The sequence below is a fragment of the Capnocytophaga sp. G1920 genome, from assembly GCF_051417515.1.
Genome location: NZ_JBPRKH010000010.1, coordinates 48,997 through 68,570, shown reverse-complemented (window position 1 = coordinate 68,570; position 19,574 = coordinate 48,997). Strand labels below are relative to the sequence as shown.

The 19,574-nt window shown below is 40.2% G+C and carries 15 protein-coding genes, 1 tRNA gene and 1 pseudogene; 13 read left to right on the top strand and 4 right to left on the bottom strand.

Annotated elements, in window-relative coordinates:
* Window positions 1-9: 9 nt before the first annotated feature.
* From ACSQ7D_RS07325 to ACSQ7D_RS07275, 11 genes are all read left to right on the top strand, one after another.
* Complete coding sequence (locus ACSQ7D_RS07325; protein WP_437135784.1) at window positions 10-1,518, top strand: RagB/SusD family nutrient uptake outer membrane protein; 1,509 nt, start codon at window positions 10-12, stop codon at window positions 1,516-1,518.
* A 67-nt stretch (window positions 1,519-1,585) separates the two neighbouring features.
* On the top strand, window positions 1,586-2,806 hold the full coding sequence (locus ACSQ7D_RS07320) for a DUF6051 family protein (RefSeq protein ID WP_437135783.1): 1,221 nt from the start codon (window positions 1,586-1,588) through the stop codon (window positions 2,804-2,806).
* A 267-nt stretch (window positions 2,807-3,073) separates the two neighbouring features.
* Window positions 3,074-3,835, top strand: coding sequence for a TatD family hydrolase (locus ACSQ7D_RS07315; RefSeq protein ID WP_437135782.1), 762 nt, complete (start codon window positions 3,074-3,076; stop codon window positions 3,833-3,835).
* 72 nt (window positions 3,836-3,907) lie between these two features.
* Complete coding sequence (locus ACSQ7D_RS07310; RefSeq protein ID WP_002673277.1) at window positions 3,908-5,041, top strand: 1-acyl-sn-glycerol-3-phosphate acyltransferase; 1,134 nt, start codon at window positions 3,908-3,910, stop codon at window positions 5,039-5,041.
* Window positions 5,028-6,056 carry an asparaginase gene (locus tag ACSQ7D_RS07305; RefSeq protein WP_437135781.1) on the top strand — a complete coding sequence of 343 codons (1,029 nt, stop codon included), beginning with the start codon at window positions 5,028-5,030 and terminating at the stop codon, window positions 6,054-6,056. The genes ACSQ7D_RS07310 and ACSQ7D_RS07305 overlap by 14 nt, the downstream gene beginning before the upstream one ends.
* A gap of 69 nt (window positions 6,057-6,125) precedes the next feature.
* Window positions 6,126-6,213 (top strand) — tRNA-Ser (locus ACSQ7D_RS07300).
* Window positions 6,214-6,286: 73 nt separating this feature from the next.
* Window positions 6,287-7,018: a MotA/TolQ/ExbB proton channel family protein gene (locus ACSQ7D_RS07295; protein ID WP_009418843.1), complete on the top strand. Its 732-nt coding sequence runs from the start codon at window positions 6,287-6,289 to the stop codon at window positions 7,016-7,018.
* Between the two features lie 28 nt (window positions 7,019-7,046).
* Window positions 7,047-7,478 carry a hypothetical protein gene (locus tag ACSQ7D_RS07290; RefSeq protein ID WP_111972718.1) on the top strand — a complete coding sequence of 144 codons (432 nt, stop codon included), beginning with the start codon at window positions 7,047-7,049 and terminating at the stop codon, window positions 7,476-7,478.
* 6 nt (window positions 7,479-7,484) lie between these two features.
* Window positions 7,485-8,099 (top strand): ExbD/TolR family protein, encoded by a 615-nt coding sequence (locus ACSQ7D_RS07285; RefSeq protein WP_002673266.1) that lies wholly within the window; start codon window positions 7,485-7,487, stop codon window positions 8,097-8,099.
* A 12-nt stretch (window positions 8,100-8,111) separates the two neighbouring features.
* Window positions 8,112-8,591, top strand: coding sequence for an ExbD/TolR family protein (locus ACSQ7D_RS07280; RefSeq protein ID WP_002673265.1), 480 nt, complete (start codon window positions 8,112-8,114; stop codon window positions 8,589-8,591).
* A 118-nt stretch (window positions 8,592-8,709) separates the two neighbouring features.
* A complete protein-coding gene (locus tag ACSQ7D_RS07275; RefSeq protein ID WP_009410900.1) occupies window positions 8,710-9,216 on the top strand; it encodes an outer membrane beta-barrel protein in 507 nt (168 codons plus the stop codon).
* Between the two features lie 47 nt (window positions 9,217-9,263).
* On the opposite strand, the pseudogene ACSQ7D_RS07270 reads toward ACSQ7D_RS07275, so the two are convergent.
* Window positions 9,264-11,510, bottom strand: a pseudogene (locus ACSQ7D_RS07270) (helix-turn-helix domain-containing protein); the annotation flags it as partial.
* A 350-nt stretch (window positions 11,511-11,860) separates the two neighbouring features.
* On the opposite strand from ACSQ7D_RS07270, the gene ACSQ7D_RS07265 reads away from it, so the two are divergent.
* Window positions 11,861-13,285: a Gfo/Idh/MocA family protein gene (locus tag ACSQ7D_RS07265; RefSeq protein ID WP_437135780.1), complete on the top strand. Its 1,425-nt coding sequence runs from the start codon at window positions 11,861-11,863 to the stop codon at window positions 13,283-13,285.
* A gap of 114 nt (window positions 13,286-13,399) precedes the next feature.
* Window positions 13,400-14,485: an ATP-binding protein gene (locus ACSQ7D_RS07260; protein ID WP_002677472.1), complete on the top strand. Its 1,086-nt coding sequence runs from the start codon at window positions 13,400-13,402 to the stop codon at window positions 14,483-14,485.
* Window positions 14,486-14,498: 13 nt separating this feature from the next.
* On the opposite strand, the gene ACSQ7D_RS07255 is transcribed toward ACSQ7D_RS07260, so the two are convergent.
* The 3 genes from ACSQ7D_RS07255 to ACSQ7D_RS07245 form a co-directional block, all read right to left on the bottom strand.
* Complete coding sequence (locus tag ACSQ7D_RS07255; RefSeq protein ID WP_437135779.1) at window positions 14,499-15,167, bottom strand: hypothetical protein; 669 nt, start codon at window positions 15,165-15,167, stop codon at window positions 14,499-14,501.
* Window positions 15,164-16,210, bottom strand: coding sequence for a WD40/YVTN/BNR-like repeat-containing protein (locus ACSQ7D_RS07250; protein ID WP_437135778.1), 1,047 nt, complete (start codon window positions 16,208-16,210; stop codon window positions 15,164-15,166). Before ACSQ7D_RS07250 ends, ACSQ7D_RS07255 begins: the two co-directional genes overlap by 4 nt.
* Window positions 16,211-16,392: 182 nt before the next feature.
* Window positions 16,393-19,572: a UvrD-helicase domain-containing protein gene (locus tag ACSQ7D_RS07245; RefSeq protein ID WP_437135777.1), complete on the bottom strand. Its 3,180-nt coding sequence runs from the start codon at window positions 19,570-19,572 to the stop codon at window positions 16,393-16,395.
* Between the last annotated feature and the right edge of the window lie 2 nt (window positions 19,573-19,574).

The following is a 19,574-nucleotide window of genomic DNA, read 5'->3' as shown; positions in this document are numbered from 1 at the left end:
AAAGGGAAAATGAAAAAAATAATATATATAGCACTTTTATGTTCTTTTTTGGTGTCGTTGCCTACGGGTTGTGCTCGTTTGGACTTAGACCCCTATAATTACGCCAGTGAGAATACCAGCTTTAAGAATAAGCGCGATGCTGAAATGTGGGTAAACGGGATGTATAACGCTTTGCGTGATTACAATCAGGGGCAACAGATGTATGCCTCAGACCTCCAAGCCGATTATCTCAATGCAGCTGCGGGAGCAATGGAAAAGTTGCCCGATATGCATCGGTGGTCTACGTTTGCTTCTTCAGAGCACGCTACTGCCTCTATATGGAAAGAACGCTTCCTTATCATTCAAGATATAAACACAGGTATTAAGGGCTTCCCTAATATACCTGAGCAATCAGAAATACAAGAACTTACAGGAGCCCTCTACTTAGGGCGTGCTTATTGCTATACCTATTTGGTTACGCACTTCTGCAAACCTTATAACAGTAGTACAGCAACTACCGATTTAGGTTTACCTCTGCTTACAGCTCCTACGCTCAAGAACTTTCCTCCGCGCAGTAGTGTAGCCGAAACCTATGATTTTATACTCAGTGATATTCAGAAAGCCGAAACCTTATTGGCAAACCAAACAGGAGCAGCAGGAGCTGATACTTTCACCCTCGATGCTGCCAGAGCTCTCAAAGCAAGAGTCTTGCTCTATAAAAATGATTGGGCACAAGCCTACCAAGTAGCAGTAGCACTTATCAGTACTAATCGCTATCCATTGGCTACCTCTGCCGATGCTTTCAAGAAAATATGGACAGAAGATGATAATACCGAGAGTATTATCCAGTTATACGCAGCTGTCAATGCAGGAGTTTATGAAACTTCTGATAATACCAATGAGCTCTATTTAGGCGAAAGTGAAAGTTTCTTTTTCCCAGGACAGATAGACGCAAATCCTAATGTGTTGCCTACTCAGGATTTTATAGATTTATTTACTACTGACGATTGGCGAAAAGATGTTTTCTTGAAAGAAGTAACCGTAGGGTTTAGCTCTCTTTATGCTGTAAACAAGTACCCTCGAAATAGAGAATTAGAACCTATTGATAGTTATAATTTTTATTATGGGCATAAGGCTAAGCTTTTCCGCATAGCTGAGACTTACCTTATAGCAGCCGAAGCTGCCTATAAAAACAATGATGAAACTAATGCTAAAAAGTACTTAAACCTATTACGTGCTGCAAGAGGGCTCAGTGCTATTACTACCTCAGGAAGCAACCTTTTTGCCGACATACAAAACGAGCGCAATAGAGAGTTAGCTTTTGAAGATTTCCGCCTGTATGACCTTAATCGCTGGGGATTGCCTGTAAAAAGAGGTACTCCTCAGGATGTAACGGCTATCAGGAATACTCCTGCCTCTGATTATAGTGAACTCAATATTCAGGTAGGAAGTAATTACTATTATAAAATAGTATGGCCTATACCAGTAGATGATATAGACTACGAACAAGGCAATTGGAAACAAAATCCTAATTGGTAATCCTATAATTAGCAAATTAGTAAATGAGAAAATTTGCTAATTTGCTAATTATCTAATTTATAAAAATATGGAATATTACGAATTATACAAAAAACTAAAAACAGTTTTCGATACCCAGCGCGATACCGAATTACCCGAGCTGGGTATTCGTATTTTGCATAATAGCTTTTTCTCCGAAGGGGCTAAGTATTACTTGCCAGGAAGTCCGCATTTGTTTTGCCAAGAGCATAACTTATCGTTCCCTTCTCAGCTTAATGATGCGCAAGACGACCTTCATTGGGCTGATTATGATGTGGATTGTAATATTCATTTCCAGTATCATATAATACAACCTTTGGGAACTCCAAAAGCTGAAGGGGTGATTATTGTATTCCACGGACTCAACGAAAAGAAATGGGATAAATACTTACCGTGGGCTTATGGATTGGCAACACAAACAGGTAAGGCAGTAATGCTCTTCCCAATAGCCTTCCATATGAGTCGTGCCCCTGAGCGATGGAGCTCTCGCCAAGAAATGTACATTATTGCACAAAAGCGTATGAATGAGTTTCCGGATAATTCGGAAACCTCTTATGTGAATGCGGCGACTTCTACGCGTTTAGATGCCTTTCCTCAACGTCTCTTTTGGTCGGGTTTGCAAACGTATAACGATATAGTACAGCTCATCACCGACCTGAAAGCGGGCTTGCTCCCTACCATTGCACCTACGGCTACGGTAGACCTCTTTGGGTATTCCATAGGCTCTTTCCTTTCTGTAATATTGATGATGGCAAATCCCAAAGACTATTTTACTAATTCCAAACTCTTTTGCTTCTGCGGAGGTATGACTATCGACCGTATGTTCCCCATTTCTAAATACATAATGGACGGGCGTGCAGCGATAACAATGCAGAAAACCTTTGCCGAACTGCTCAGCACCAATTTCAAGAACGACGACCGCCTAAGACATTATCAAGATAGTGACCTTCATTTTGGTGAAGGTTGGTTCAAAACGATGTTGCGCTACAACTATTACCAGAAAGAACGTGAACAGCGCTTTTTGCAGTTGGAGAAGCAAATCAAAGCTTTAGTATTGGAGAAGGACGAGGTAACACCTCCTATTGAGGCACTCAACACCCTTAAAGGAGGTTACAGAAATATCAATATAGAGGTGCAAATAGAAGATTTTCCTTATCCGTATACCCATATGAGTCCGTTTGCCCTCACTACCAAGAATGCTCCCCAAGTAACCGAGGCTTTTGAGAGGTTTGTAACATCGGCAGTAGCGTTTTATTTAGGTAAAAGATAAAAGGTAAAAGGGAAGTACAGGAATAACGAATGACGAACAAAAGACGAAGGAAAGGTGAACGAAGAGTGGGTCTACAGTGGGTCTACAGTGGGTCTACAGTGGCTAAAGGACGAACAAAAGACGAAGGAAAGACGAACAAATGACGAATCTATACCGAAGATAAGGCGAAGAAAGGTTATAGAAATATTGGCTATAAGGAGTTGCACTTGTGATGTATTTAACCTATATAATTGTAAATAACTACTAAACACTAACGGCTGACAACTGATGATAGATACACATACACACTTATATTCAGAAGAATTTGACGCTGACCGTACCGAGATGATCGCACGAGCCAAAGTAGCTGGCGTAACCCGTTGTTTTATTCCAGCTATTGATGCGAGCTATACCCAGCGAATGTTTCAGCTGAAAAACGATTATCCTGACTACGTTTTCCTAATGAACGGTCTGCACCCTTGTAGCGTGAAAGAAAACTATCAGGAGGAACTTGCGCACGTTGAGAATTTGATGCAATCGCATTTCTTTTGTGCTATTGGCGAAATAGGCATCGACCTTTATTGGGATAAAACTTTTCTCAAAGAGCAACAAGAGGCTTTCCAGTGGCAAATACAGTTGGCTAAAAAGCATCAGTTGCCTATTGTTATTCACTGTCGAGAGGCTTTCGACGAAGTGTTTGAGATTTTAGAAACTGAAAAAAGCGACGACCTTTTTGGCATTTTTCACTGCTTTACGGGTACAGAAGCGCAAGCTCAGCGCGCTATTGGCTACGGCTTACATTTAGGTATCGGCGGAGTGGTAACTTTTAAGAACGGAAAGATAGACCAGTTTTTAAAAAATATAGATTTACAGCATATCGTTTTAGAAACCGATTCACCTTATTTGGCACCAGTACCTTACCGCGGGAAACGCAACGAAAGTGCTTATATAGTGAAAGTTGTAGAGAAATTATCGGATATATATGCTTTGCCCGAAAGCGAGATTATACGCCTTACTGACGAAAATGCTACAAATATATTTAAGATTTAATTAGGTATTATCAAATATATTTCGTTACTTTGCCTTTCGTTATCCAAAACAAGAGAATATAGAGTATCTGAAATGACCGATTATTTCAAGTCCATACGTCCGTTTAACGACAACGAAGTAGCACGTGCCTTGTCGCAAATTAAAGATAATCCTTTGATTCGAGCGATGATGGCTTATGCATTTCCTGATGAAACTCCCGAGGAGCGAGAGCGACGACTGCTTGCTTGCCAAAAGGTGTCAGATTTTCAGGAGGATATAATGTATCAAGTGGTTACTAAGGCGATTGAGAAAAGTATTTCGGAATTTACCTGTGATGGGTTTGACGGTTTAGACCCGCGCAAAGCTTATGTATTTGTTTCCAATCACCGCGATATTGTTTTAGATACTTCCTTATTAAACGTTGCCCTATACGATAATCACCTTTCGATGACGGCTTCGGCTATGGGTGACAATTTGCTCAGGAAAAAGTATTTGAAGATATTGGCGATGCTCAACAGAAATATCATTATATATAGGAGTTTGCCCCCACGAGAGGCTTTGGAGCATTCTAAATTGGTATCGGAATATATTTACCACTGCATTACAGAAGAGCATCGCAATGTGTGGATTGCGCAACGAGAAGGGCGCACTAAGAACGGCGACGACCGTACCCAGCAAGGGGTTTTGAAGATGCTCACCCTTAATGCTCCCGAAGATATATCACCTTTGCAGTACCTGAAGACACTTAATTTAGTACCGATGTCGATTTCCTATGAGTTTGACCCCACTGATGTGTTGAAGTTGCCCGCACTTATTGCCCAACATAACGGGGTAGAATACGTGAAATCTAAAAAAGAGGATTTTGAGAACATCATTCAAGGCTTGTTGGGACAAAAAGGACGTGTGCATATTTCAGTAGGACAACCGTTGTACGACCAGATAGACACTATAGAAGCCACACATCAGCATCTTAATAAGCAATTGCAAGCCTTAGCTGAATGTTTGGACAGAGCTATTCATCAACAGTACAAGTTGTTTCCTGCGAATTATATTGCTTATGATTTGCTGAACGACACCTCTATATATAAGGAATACTACAACGAAAAAGATTTTCGACGTTTTGAACGCCGAATGAACAACCGAAGCAATTCTGAAGACCTTTCACAAAAGAAGTTCTTAGAGATGTACGCCAATCCTGTAAAGAACAAATTCGATGGAAACCAATAATTCAAAAGTGTTCCTCATCTATACGGGGGGGACTATCGGGATGATAAAGGACTACCAAACAGGAGCCTTGCGAGCTTTCGAGTTTGATAATCTTTACAAGCGTATTCCTGAGCTCTCGCACTTAGATTGTGAAATCTCGGTGCACTCGTTTGAGAAAGTGATAGACTCCTCGGATATGAACCCTCAGCATTGGATTGAAATTGCTGAGGTGATTGAAAGAGAGTATAATCACTACGATGGTTTTGTAGTGCTCCACGGCAGTGATACGATGAGCTACTCTGCTTCTGCTTTAAGCTTTATGCTACAAGGGCTTACTAAACCTGTAATATTTACCGGTTCACAACTGCCGATAGGCGATTTGCGTACCGATGCCAAAGAGAACCTCATTACCTCTATACAGCTGGCAGCCCTAAAAGAAAATGGTGAGCCAGTGATACAAGAAGTAGGACTCTATTTCGAGTACAAACTCTACCGAGGCAACCGTACTACCAAAATAAACGCCGAGCACTTTCAAGCTTTTGCCTCGCTGAACTACCCTCTGTTAGTAGAAAGTGGTGTACATTTAAAGGTAATGAAAGAGAACCTTTTACCCCGCAAGCAAAAGCAACACTTAGAAGTGTGGAAAGATTTTGAAACTAATGTAGCGATTATCAAGATGTTCCCAGGCATTACTGCACCTATACTGAATGGTATTTTCAATATCCCAAATCTGAAAGGGGTAGTGTTAGAAACCTACGGTTCAGGTAATGCCCCCACCGATGCGTGGTTTGTAGAGAGTTTGCAGAGTGCTATTCATAAAGGAATACATATAGTGAATGTTACCCAGTGTTCTGGAGGTAGTGTGATGATGGGCAAATATGAAGCGAGTGAAGCCCTCAAAAAGATGGGAGTGATAGACGGAAAAGACCTCACAACCGAGTCGGCAATCACAAAATTGATGCTTTTGCTTAAAAAAAATATTTCTCATAAACTATTCAAAATCAAGTTTGAAGAAAATATAGCTGGAGAAATTTAGCAAAAAATTAAGAAAAAACTTGTGGGATAGAAAAATAATTTGTTACTTTGGCATTCAGAAACAGCATAGAGAGAGGTGTCCGAGTGGTCGAAGGAGTACGCCTGGAAAGTGTATATACGCCACAAGCGTATCGAGGGTTCGAATCCCTTCCTCTCTGCTTCTTTCTAAAAAAAAACAGAATAATTATTAAACATTAAATTATCAACTAACAATTTAAAAAGATTAAACAAATGAAAAAAATGTCATCTAAGCTACTTCTAGTAGCAATGTTAATTTTAAACGTGGCTATGGTTAGCGCTCAGGAAGCAACTGAAACGATGCAACAAAGCAAAGGCTTCCACCAAGTATTTAAAGAGCGTTTTATTGAAGGGGGTCCTATGTATATGGCTCCTATCTTGCTCTGCTTGATTATTGGTTTGGCAGTAGCTATTGAGAGAATTATTTACCTCAATATGGCGACTACCAATTCTAAAAAGCTAATTGCCGATATTGAAGAGGCATTGGATAGCAAAGGTATTGAGGCAGCTAAAGAAGTGTGCCGTAATACAAAAGGTCCTGTTGCCTCTATTTTCTATCAAGGTCTTGACCGTTCATCAGAAGGTATTGATATGGTTGAAAAATCAGTAGTATCTTACGGAGGTGTACAGATGGGACAATTAGAAAAGAACGTATCTTGGATTTCGCTCTTTATTGCTATTGCACCGATGTTAGGGTTTATGGGTACGGTAATTGGTATGATTGAAGCGTTCGATAAGATTAGTTCAGCTGGTGGTTTGGACGCATCATTGATTGCTGGTGATATCAAGGTTGCCTTGCTTACTACAGTGTTTGGTTTGATTGTAGCGATGATACTACAAGTATTCTACAACTACATCATTGCTAAAATCGACGCTATCGTAAATGATATGGAAGATGCTTCTATCTCATTGATAGACCTTTTAGTAGCAAGAAAAATGAAATAATTTATTCACCCATTAAACAACTTTAAGTATGTATAAAATAGCAAAATATGGAGCTCTTGCTTTGGGCGTAATTGGGGTAATTCTATGGATTGTTTTGTCTTTCTTTACAAACGCAGAGGATCCCAATAACGGTACTATGCAAGCTTTGTTTGTGCTCACATATGTTCTTTTAGGAATAGCTTTGTTAGCAGTAATCATATCAGCGGCACAAAACATTTTAGCTTCACCAAAAGCACTTAAGAAAACGCTTATCTATACAGGAGGATTTGTGGTAGTTCTTCTTTTAGCTTATATCTTCTCATCAGGAGCTGTAGAAGCTAATGCCAGTGACGAAGTGAAGAAAGCCAGCGAATCTGTAAGAAGATGGGTAAGCACAGGTTTAATCGCTTTGTACATATTGGTAGCGGTAGCCGTAGTAGCTCTTATAGCTTCCAATGTGAAAAAAGCACTAATGAAATAAGAAATTATGGCAAAACGTTCCGCACCCGAGGTAAATGCAGGTTCAATGGCTGATATTGCTTTCTTGTTGTTGATATTCTTTTTGGTAACAACAACTATTGAGAGCAACTCAGGGATTACTGTAAAGTTACCTCCTAAACCACAAGAAAATACGCCACCACCTCCACCAGTAAAAGAGAAAAACGTATTGGTAGTGGTAGTGAACAAGTACAACCAGTTGTTAATAAACAACGAAGTTAAGGAACTTAAAGACGTAAAAGAAACAGCGCTTAATTTCTTGGATAACAATGGAGATGGTTCTTGTACTTACTGTAAAGGTAAAAGAGACCCTCTATCATCAGACAACCCAGATAAAGCAGTTATTTCTTTGCGCAACGACCGTGAAACTTCATATCACACTTATATAGCTGTACAAAATGAATTGATTAAGGCATATAATGAGTTACGTGAGCGTGAACGCAGACGTTTGTTCCCTAACGAAGTACCTTACGTTCAGATAGAGGAAGAATTTAACGCAGCTCGAACTCCTAAAGATAGGAAAGATGCGTTAGAACCTAAAATCGTGAAATTACAGGAGCTATTCCCAAGAAAATTGCTTGAAACAGCACCTAAGAAACACTAAAATTAGAAGGATATGTCAAAATTTACAAAAAAGAAAAGTGGCGAAACGCCCGCTGTTTCTACGGCTTCTTTGCCAGATATCATCTTTATGCTTTTGTTCTTCTTTATGACAGTAACAGAATCTAAAGATAGTGATTTGATGGTACAAAATAAGTTGCCAGTGGCAGACCAGGTACAAAAATTGGACAAGAAAGACCCAGTTGTGTACATTTATGCAGGGAAACCACTTCCTAAGTATCAGGCTAAGTTTGGTGTAAACGCTAAAATCCAAGTGAACGATAAATTCATTGATGTTTCAGAGGTAAGCCACTATATATTGAATTATAGAGAAGGTTTACGCGATGCACTAAAAGATGTATTTATGACCGCTTTGAAAGTAGATGCTGATACCAATATGGGATTAGTGAGTGATATTCGTGAGAAATTACAAGATGTTAATGCCTTGAAATTGACTTATATCGCTCGTGAAGGTTCTCCTTTGAATCAAAAATAAATAAGAAACATATTTCTGTGTTAAAAAGACTACCTTAAAAATTAGGGTAGTCTTTTTTTGTTATTATCAATAAAAATATTACCTTTGCATTATTAAAACAAGTTAATAGTAATTATTTATGAGAAAAATCGTTTTACTTTTTGGATTACTCCTCAGTGCAGGAGTAGCTTCAGCACAGTCGTTTGGAGCTGGTGATGTACAAATTAATGGAGGTCTTGGTGTTTCAGGTCCAGGAGCTATGATATATGGTTCAGTGGACGTTGGGATTAACGACCAAATAACTGTAGGAGGTGAGTTATTTTACCGTGGTAGAAACTACAATAGCGTAAAATACAATAATATAGGTGTTTTAGCTACGAGTAATTACCACTTCAATAAACTTATAAGAAGACTTCCTTCAAACGTAGATTTGTACGGTGGTTTAAGTTTGGGATATTACAATTGGAATAATGATTATAAATATGACAATTGGGATCCTTATTATGACTCAGGATTTGCAGTGCGTCTTCAAACAGGGGGGCGTTACTTCTTTACAGAAAACTTCGGTGTGAATGCTGAGTTGTTTGTAGAACACAACTCTTTTGCAACAGGAGGTTTTAAAGCAGGTGTTACTTATAGATTTTAATAACTTAAAAAATGAAAAAAGGGACTTCCTCAGAAGTCCCTTTTTTATTATGCTTTTTTAGCTTCTTTTAGTAAGTAGGCTCTGAATAAACGCAGTTCGTCCCAACTGTATCTTTCTTCTGTCTTTTCATAAAGACTTTTCAGGGTAGTAAGTTCTTCGTTTTCTTTGAAAATTGTATTCAGTTCATTGATGGTTTCCTCAGGAAGTACCTCAGTAATAGCAATTTTATCTTGCTCTATGCATTTGGTTATGTGAGAATAGATAGTAGCCTGTGATAGCGTACGCTCTTTAGCTATTTCGGCTACTGTTTTACCTTCTTTCCAAAGCTGAAGTGTAATATCATAAGTAGAGTGTTTTTCCTTCTTGGGCTTATCGTCTTTGGAGAGAGTATATTCGCCTATAAAGAGTTTTTCGTTCTTTAAAATATTATTAATTTTTCCGGTGAGTTCAGTATACAAAGTTTCTAATTTGGCTGAATGTATCTTTTCTTTATCAAAAGGTTGGTCGGATTGTGCTAATTGTATCATTTGTTCTAAGCGGAAGAGCTTCTTTAGCGTTTCGGAAAGGCTATTGTCTAACTCTTTTAGTTCGGTGAAAAATTGTTTAACTTTTTTCTGATTAGCTATTTTGCCTTCAACTAATAGCACTTCATACCACAATTGTTCTAAGAGTGGTGTAAAATAAGTGATACCTTTGGCTACGCGTTCGAAAATATGCTGAACATCGGTTGCATTATTGAAAAGTGTTTTGAGTTGCTTGATGAATTTCTCGGAGACGGTAACGAGTTCTTGCACTCTTACTAACTGCTGTGATGCCCAATCTTTATATAGGTTCTTATTGCCAATTTCACCTGAATAACTATTGCGGTGTAACACCCATTCTTCTAAAAGAGTATTCCATTGGAAAGTGTTTAGAATATTCTCCTGTAAAAATTCGGTTTTTCCTGTATAACAAGCGGTTTGTACTTCTTTTTCGGAGGCTTTGTTCTCGGCATAACCTATCACTTCACCATTGTTGTTGATACCATTAGTACTTACTGAGGAAAGCAAAATCAAGCCTTCTAACGAACGCAGGCGCGAAAATGCTACATAGGCTTGACCTGAGGCAAATACGCTTGCCAAATCTAAGATGGCTTTCTCGAAAGTGAGCCCTTGACTTTTGTGTATGGTAATTGCCCACGCCAAGCGCAATGGGTATTGGGTAAACGAGCCCAGGCGCTCTTCTTCTATATCTTTGGTTGTTTCATTCAGTTTATATCGCACGTTTTCCCATTCGTAGCGTTCGACGTTTATGACCCTTCCACCGTCTAATTTCACGGTAATTTCACCTTCGGAAAGAGAGACTACTGTACCCATCTTTCCGTTGAAAAACAGATGTTCTCCTGAAATGTCATTTTTGATGAACATTACTCTTGCGCCTTCTTTTAGCTGAATGACTTTTTCGATAGGGTAGAGGTATTCAGGAAAATCATCAACAATATCAGCCTCGTAAGAGAATAGGGGAGAGGTGAGCTTACTCATTTCGCGTTGGTTCATTGCATCGGCTTTGGCGTTGTGAGTGGTGAGGGTGATATAATCTTTCAGGTGTTTTTTAGGGAAATCTGGCTGTACATAGTTTTCTAACTGTTTGATATCCTCAGAGGTAAGTTGGTTTTCACGCAAGTGATTTAAAATGGAGATAAACAGCTTATCGGTTTGTCGGTAAATGGTTTCGAGTTCTACATATAGCAAAGGATTTTGAGTTATGACTTCGGACTGAAAGAAAAACATTCCTTTATAATAATGTTTGAGCACTTCCCATTCCTCTTGTTTTACTACGGGGGGCAACTGTAACAAATCGCCGATGAAGAGCACTTGTACGCCTCCGAAGGGTCGTTTGTCTTTTCGGATAAACTGCAACATATAGTCCATAGCATCGAGCACATCAGCACGGAGCATACTCACTTCATCTACAATTAACAATTCCATATTGCGGATAACCTGCTGTTTATTTTTGTGCATTTGGAAGTGTTTGCGCAAAGAAAATCGGTTTTCGAAGCGCAAGAATTCATTCACAATAGGGGGATTGCTGAGTGTTGGTAAGAAAGAAGCAAAAGGGAGTTGGAACATCGAATGAATAGTTACCCCGCCAGCATTGAGAGCAGCAATACCCGTAGGGGCAACTACCACCGTATTTTTATAACAAGTATTGATGATTTTGTGTAGCAGAGTAGTTTTACCTGTTCCTGCTTTCCCTGTGAGAAAAATATTTCTATTTGTTTGATTTACAAGTGTAAGTATGTACTCTTCCATACCATTTGTTTGGTTGTTATCATTTAAAACGCAAAGATACGAAACTTATTTTAATTAGCAAATTAACAAATTAGATGTGAACTACACAGCTAAATTTTGGTAGGAAGGAGGGTAGGTTTAGCTTATAGAAAGCTTATAGGAAGCTTATACGAATCTTGGACGATTGGTATAGAAAGGGTATATAAATAGTTGAAGGTGAATGGTTAAGAGTGAACGTTTTTTTGTAAAAAAGTGCTAAAAAGTAATTGTACAGGAGTGGATAAATAAATCTTTTTTACTTTTCTTTTGTTACTATTAATTTTTTTTGCTACTTTTGTCACATTAATAATCAACCTTTAAAAATATTCACAGCTATGATTAAAAAAATCTATCAAGTAGCCATAGGCATTGCTGTATGTCTTGGCTTTGTGGCTTGTAACTGCAATCAAGCTACTTCTAATGAGAATAAGAGTAGAAGTTCTTATCAAATTAAAGTAACTACCCCCCCTCGTCCAGCTGGGCAAACAGATGTACTAAACCTTACTACACCTAAAATGGATACGGTGCGTATAGGAATCATCGGCCTTGGAATGCGCGGACATAGTGCGGTAGAACGTTATATGCACGTGCCCGGAGCGAAAGTTACAGCTATCTGCGATATACGTCCTGAAATGGTAGAAAAAGCGCAACAAGTAATTGAAAAAGCAGGGCATAAGCGTGTAGCCCAGTACACAGGTGATGAAAATGCTTGGAAAGCGCTATGTGAGCGCAAAGATGTAGACCTCGTGTACATTGTAACTGACTGGAAACACCACGTACCAATGGCGCTTTATGCTATGGAACACGGTAAACACGTGGCGATAGAAGTGCCCGCAGCTCTTGATATGGAACAGATTTGGGCATTGATTAATATGAGTGAAAAGAAACGTTTACACTGTATGATGCTTGAGAACTGCGTGTATGACTATTTTGAAATTACTACTCTTAATATGGCACAACAAGGGCTCTTGGGTGAAGTGATTCACGGCGAAGGTTCTTATATTCATAACTTAGACGACTTTTGGACTGAGTATTGGAACAACTGGCGTTTAGACTACAATGCTAAAAATCGTGGAGATATATACCCTACGCACGGTATAGGTCCTGTATGCCAAGCACTTAATATTCACCGAGGAGACAAGATGAACTATTTGGTTTCATTTGATACGCACGCTTTTAGAGGTAAAGAAGTGTACAAACGCGTAATGGGCAAAGAAGAACCTAACTTCCAAAACGGTGACCTTACTGTTACAATGATTAAAACTGAAAAAGGGAAAACCATACAAATACAACACGATGTGGTAACACCACGCCCATATTCACGTATGTATCAACTTACTGGAACGAATGGATTTGCGAATAAATATCCGATTGAAGGTTATCTTATTCAGCCAGAAAGTATAGCAAAAGATGAAGTGCCTAATCACGAAAATCTTTCGGCACACAGCTTTATGCCCGAAGAGGCTAAAAAAGCAATGATGGAAAAATACAAACCACGTATTCTTAGAGAATTGGAAACTAAAGCAAAAGAAGTGGGTGGTCACGGAGGTATGGATTTCATTATGGACTATCGCCTCATCTACTGTTTGCGCAATGGTTTGCCTTTGGATATGGACGTGTATGACCTTGCTGAATGGTGTTGCTTAGCACCTCTTTCTAAACTATCATTAGAAAACGGTAGTGCTCCTGTAGAAATACCCGATTTTACTCGCGGAGCTTGGAATAAACAAAAAGGTTACAAACACGCGTTTGCTAATTAGAATCCCCACCCCTTTCCCTCCCCCAAGGGGAGGGGGTAGGATAATATATTTTTCTAACTATTTATATTGCATTCTCTCTTCCTTGGGAGGGGGTGAGGGAGGATTATATAACTTATGTCAAACGTATTACGTCTTCCTGCGGAACAACTATATGCAAAAGAATTAGAGGCTTTAAAAGAAGAGGATAAAAAACAAGAAAAGCCCATAGGCTGGCAATTGTCGCCTAAAGCTGTGTTGAAATTTGTAACTGGAGGTACTGCCTGTGGGGTGGAAATTACTCCTAAGTACATCGGTCATAATCGTTTGGTGGAAATCGCTATAGCTACACTCCTTACCGACCGCTCACTATTGCTTATAGGTGAGCCAGGAACCGCCAAATCGTGGCTTTCCGAAAACCTTACAGCAGCCATTTGTGGCGATTCGGGCAAAGTGATTCAAGGTACTGCGGGCACCAGCGAAGAACACATTCGCTATTCGTGGAACTACGCAATGCTCTTGGCTAACGGTCCATCGCACGAAGCCTTACTTAAATCACCTATTTATCGCGCGATGGAAACAGGAACTGTCGCTCGTTTTGAGGAGATTTCACGTTGTGCTTCTGAAGTGCAAGACGCATTGATTTCTATTCTATCGGAGAAGAATATTGCCATTCCAGAACTCAGTGAAGAATTACCTGCTCAGCGTGGTTTCTCTATTATTGCCACAGCTAATACTCGCGATCGTGGTGTAAACGAGATGTCCTCAGCACTTAAAAGACGTTTCAACATCATCGTGCTACCTGCTCCTGCTACTTTAGAAACTGAAGTGTCTATCGTAACCAAGCGCGTAGCCGAGATTTCTAACAACTACAAACTGAAAGCTGCCTTGCCAAGCAATGAAGCTATAGAGAAGATTGTAACTATTTTCCGCGAATTGCGCAAAGGAGCTACTTTAGACGAAAAACAGAAACTCAAATCGCCTAGCGGAGTTATTTCTACCGCCGAAGCTATTTCGCTTATCACCAATAGTATGGCATTAGCAGGCAGTTTTGGCAACGGTACTGTTACCGATGAAGATTTAGCATCGGGATTGCAAGGAGCTGTAGTAAAAGATGAAGATAAAGATAAAATGGTATGGAAGGAATACCTCGAAAATGTAATGAAGAAACGCGGAGCATCGTGGCGTGAACTCTATAATCAATGTTCAGCAATGAACAATTGATAATTGACAATTATTACATTGGCAAATTGGCAAAATTGCACATTTCCACATAGTAATAAATAAGCGAATTGTATTCAGGATGCGCTTGAATCCACTGATGCAAGATAGGTATAAAGGTGGCGATAATCTCTTTATCGCCACTTTCTAATATATGTTTGCTATAAGCGATATAGATTTGCTCTGCCAAAGGCATAATAAGTATACCTTGATATGACTTAGGTGCGAAATCCTCAGCGCGCAGAAACGGCATCACGTCAGTAATTACTTCCAAATATTCCTCACGCTCTTTATAAGCTTTGTGCAACTGCTCAGCTAGGGCAGAAAACGCTTTTGAAGGCATCGTGAAATACATACCTTTCAAATTCTCGTACAGCACATCAATAAGTTCCATTTTTCCTGTTTTGCGCAACTGTGCGAAGAACTTCACGTATTGCCAAAGCAGTTGGTCGGTGATGAGCACTTCTTCAATGCTAAAACGCAGGTCTTTGAGTGCTTGCACATATTGCAGAAAAGTGTCTAAGTCGTTTTCGACTACTGCCCTCTTGCAAAAATCGTAATACACCCAGCCCAACGAATATTTGTTGATACTGCTATCGTTTTCCTTAAATTCCTCAAGAGCGATGCGCAAAGCCTCGTCCAAGTCACCTGCTTTGCGCAAAGCCGTTACCTCACTTATCATCATTTCTTTACAACTCTAAAAAGGGTGATTTTCTCATTGCCCGAAGCAACCATAGTTTGCTCATCTACAAAGAGTAGCGCGTGATAGACTTTATCTGAAAGTTGTTGCCAACTTCTACCTTGGTCGTTAGAGAAGAAAAGACCATTAGGCGAAGTTGCCACCAAAGCATTTCCTTCACTATTAGGAATGTATTGCACACAACTTGCATAGCCAATAGCCTTGTCGGTCACGATAGGCTGCCAAGTTTTACCCCCATCGAAAGTTAGTGCGCCAGAGCCTTTGCGCTCTGTAGGTTGTTCATAATCACCGCCGAGAACGATGCCCTGCTGGTCGTTGTAGAAAGCTATGGTGAAAGCTCCTTGAGTAGCTGAACCTTGGGCAAGAGGTAGGGTAGCGAGGTCTTGCCATTTATAGCCCTTGTTGTCCGAGAACAACACCCTGCTCTTACTGCCGCCTGTTACTACCCATAGTTTGTTGTCATAGTGCGCCAAAGCCGAGTTGCTAGCGGCGAATACACTTTCACCCTCTTCGAGTTTGGGCGATTGTGACCACGTGAGTTTCGTCCATTGTTGTCCGCCGTTGAGAGTTGTTACTACCGATAGACGATGGTCGATAGGGTCGCCAATAGCGATGCCAAATTGGTCGTCCGTAAAGCGCAATACATCGTAGAATACATCGGGGTGTTCCTCGCGATACACTTCCTCCATACCACTTTGTTCTGCTTTGTAAAGCAATGCAGGGTTGCCGATAGAGAGCATAAAAAAGTTCTGAGTCGTTGCTGCCACTGCGCAGAAATCCGAAATCACTCCGCGGTTTTTTAGGTTAGAAGTCGCAATAGTTTGGTTTTGCGTATTGATAAAACCAAAAGTAGCATCGGAGCCTGCAAAAGCTACGTTTTTCTCTAAGAGCACCATTGCACGCACGCTTATTTTCTCCAACGCAAAAGACTTTACCTCTACCAATTCGATAGTAGTGTCTCTATAAGGATTAGAGTGCTTACACGCCCCAAGACAAAGCAATATAAAAATAATAGCAATATGTTTCATACATCAGTGATAAACAAAGGCAAAGATAATGTTTTTGGTTGGAATAACAAAGAAAGGATGTGTTTTTTCTATCACTGACACGATTTGTCAGAGTAATGCCTTATCTTTGCACCGTAAACTAAAAAACAAATAATCATTACTAAAACCTTTTTGAACAATCCTAAGGCGTATTTTAGAGAAGATTAGAGAATCTTTATCACTTTTCCTAAATCTAAATACACTAAATATTTCCCTTTTACTTGCCAGCCTATGGCTGTTAGGTTTTGTTGGTAATGCTGTAGTTGGGTACGGTATTGGTCGTTGGGTTGTCCGGTTTTGTAATCTATGATATAGACTTTGCAAGTACTTGGGTTGTAGGCGAGTCTATCGGGGCGAAAATAGTTGCCGTTAGTGTCTATAAATTCACGTTCCATAAAGTATTCGTAGTCTTTGCTAAAGAAGGGGGCTAAAATGCTGTCGCTAAGCAATCGCGCCATTTGGGGGTGCAATAGCTCGTATTGTTCGGTAGTGAGTGTACCTTCTTGTAGGGCATCGTTGAGCACAGAGTCGAGGTCGGTAGCGTAAGTGATTTTCGAGAATAACTCGTGAATGAGGTTACCGCGCTCCAAGGCTTCTTGTTGGTGAGTGTCCCATAGCAGGGAAGCCCTCATCGCAATCTTGTAGTTCGGTTGTTGCCAACCTTTTTGAAAAGGAATAGTTGCTTCTTCTGTAGCTTCTTTCTCTTTCTTCTTAGGAAATACAGCACTTCCAAAGGTATATTCAACTACATCGTCATTCCACTGCCCGTTTTCTACTAAAAACTTTTTAAAGAGCGTACCATAGGTCTCGGTACTGCCTTTCGATAGTGAGGTGATTACATAGAGAAATGATTCAGGGCGCGTCATCGCTACGTATAGCACATTTAGCTGGTCGAGGAGGTTTTGTTCGTGCAATTGTGTCATCAGTTGCTCAGCTTTGGGGTCGTAGTTCACTAAACTTTTATTGCTGTTCACCAGCAGATAGTCAAAGCTGTTAAACTGCTTGGCATCCACGGGAAACCAAAACTTCTCGGTGTGAGTGTCGATGAGTTTGCTATCGGCAAAGGCGTAGATAATCACGGGAGCAGAAAGCCCTTTGCTCTTGTGTACCGTCATTACAGTAATGGCATTCAAACCTTCGGGTGAACTGATGCTGAGTTTTTCTTGCTGGTCGTCCCAGAACTCTAAAAAATCGGACAAGCCTCCTTTGCGCGCATTCTTAAAATCGAATACAATATCCATAAAGTGTGTGAGATAAGCATCGGAAGAACGGGCAAGTCCAAAACAATTTACCGCTAAGGCTACCCCTTCGTATAGAGAATATTGGTTGAACAGCTCTATAGAGAACTGAAAATCGGCAAGGAAAGTATTTATGGGTTCTTCTACATATTTGCTGAGGAATAGGTGAGGGTCTTTAATTTCTTTAAAACGCAAATAATCAAAGAGTAATTGCAGTTTGATTTCCTTACTATCAGGGTGGTAGAGCAAACGCAACAAGGTGACGAGAAACTGTACCGAAGCAACGTTTTTCAGCAATAGCGAATCGGGAGAAATCACATTTCTTTGCTGTTCTGAAAGGAAAGAGGCTACAGCAGCCCCTTCGCGGTTAGTGCGCACCAATATAGTAATATCCTTATCGGCAGCCCCTGCTCGGTTAGCGTGCTCTATTTTTTCTAAAATCGCTTCACAATAACTCCGTTCGCGTGGTGAAAGTGCTACAACATTGCTGTTGTCTTCTTCTGTAGGCATTTCTTCTTCTCCCACTGCTATAAACGAAAGATTGAAATAGCCTTCAGGTAGGGATTGGTCTTTTTTGTTTTTGGGATATTCCTGTGTAGAGTTTTTGTAAAGTTCTTTGTAGGTCTCACTTTGGAAAAGGTCTGCAGCAAACTTAAAAAAATGGTTGTTAAAATCGATAATGGCTTCTAAACTGCGGAAGTTTTCATTGAGGTCTTTCACTTCTCCTTTGATGAGAAAAGGGTTTACTTCATTGTTATACAAACTCATAAACTGTTCCGCTTTTCCTCCTCGCCAACGGTAAATCGATTGTTTGGCATCGCCTACAAGTAATACCGACCCGCACTTATTGTTCACCTCACTTTGCACTGCATTGAGGATAAGCGGTATAAAGTTTTGCCATTGCAGTACTGAGGTGTCTTGAAACTCATCGATAAAATAGTGGCGGAATTTCTCACCTATACGCTCGTAGATAAAAGGTGCAGGCTGGTTGCTGAGCTCTGAGGAAATCACTCCGTTGAACTCCCATATAGGCAAGATGTTTTCTTCTTCTTTAATGGTCTCTATTTCTTTTTGTATGCGGTTGAGCAAAGCCAAAGGCACAACATATCTCAGCGCGTTGTTCGCAAAGGCAAGGGCACCAAAAGCCTTTTTGATTGCCAAAAACAAGTTGGCAATCATCTCTTGCAAACTGTCTATCAGGGCAGTGTCATACTTCTTAGCCGCTGAACCAGAATAAAGAGGTTCGCCTTCTAATAGATTGTTTTGCCAACCACTGCCCCACGAAGGCTCCTTAGAGTTGTCGGCAGTGAGGTTATCGAAGAATTTGTATAAATGTCCTCCATTAAAAGCGCCTTTATCTAAACCGTGTTCACACATCAGTTGCATAAAGTCTTGGGCAGAAGTTTTAATGCTCTTCAAGGCATTTCTGCGTTGGTTGAGTAAGGTGCTTTTAAGAGTTAGAAAATCGGGTATTTCCTTGTCTTTCAGCGATTGTAATTGCTCGTAATGGTTCTCATTGGTGAGCATTTCGGCTACGCCTAATAATTCTTTAGTAGTATCCCAACTCTTGTCGTCGTCTATCTTTTCATTGGCAAAATCAATGAGCAATTGGGTAAGCTCAGGGTCGTTTCCTGCCTGATTCATCAAATTATCAACCGCTCGCTCTAGTAAAGCCTTGCTGTCCAACTGTACTTCAAAGAAAGGATTGAGATGCAAATCCTGTGAAAAGTGGCGTATCAGTTGGTGATTGAACCCATCGATAGTACTGATATTAAAAGCTGCGTAGTTGTGCAGTATATGCTCCAAAGCCTTAGCCGAACGCGTTCTCAGTTCTTCGTCGGGGAGATTCAATTCCTTTGCTAATTCAGTAAACATAGTGTGAGGTTTAGTGAGCATTTTGTCCTCACTGAATACCCCCAATAACTCTATGATGCGGTTCTTCATTTCAAAAACCGCCTTATTGGTAAAGGTAATAGCGAGTAACTGCCTAAACAAATCGGGTTGCTTACTGCCGAGAATAATTCTCAGATAGGCTTTCACCAGACTGTAGGTTTTTCCAGAGCCTGCCGAGGCGTTGTATATAGTATAATTTGCTGGTTCAGACATTT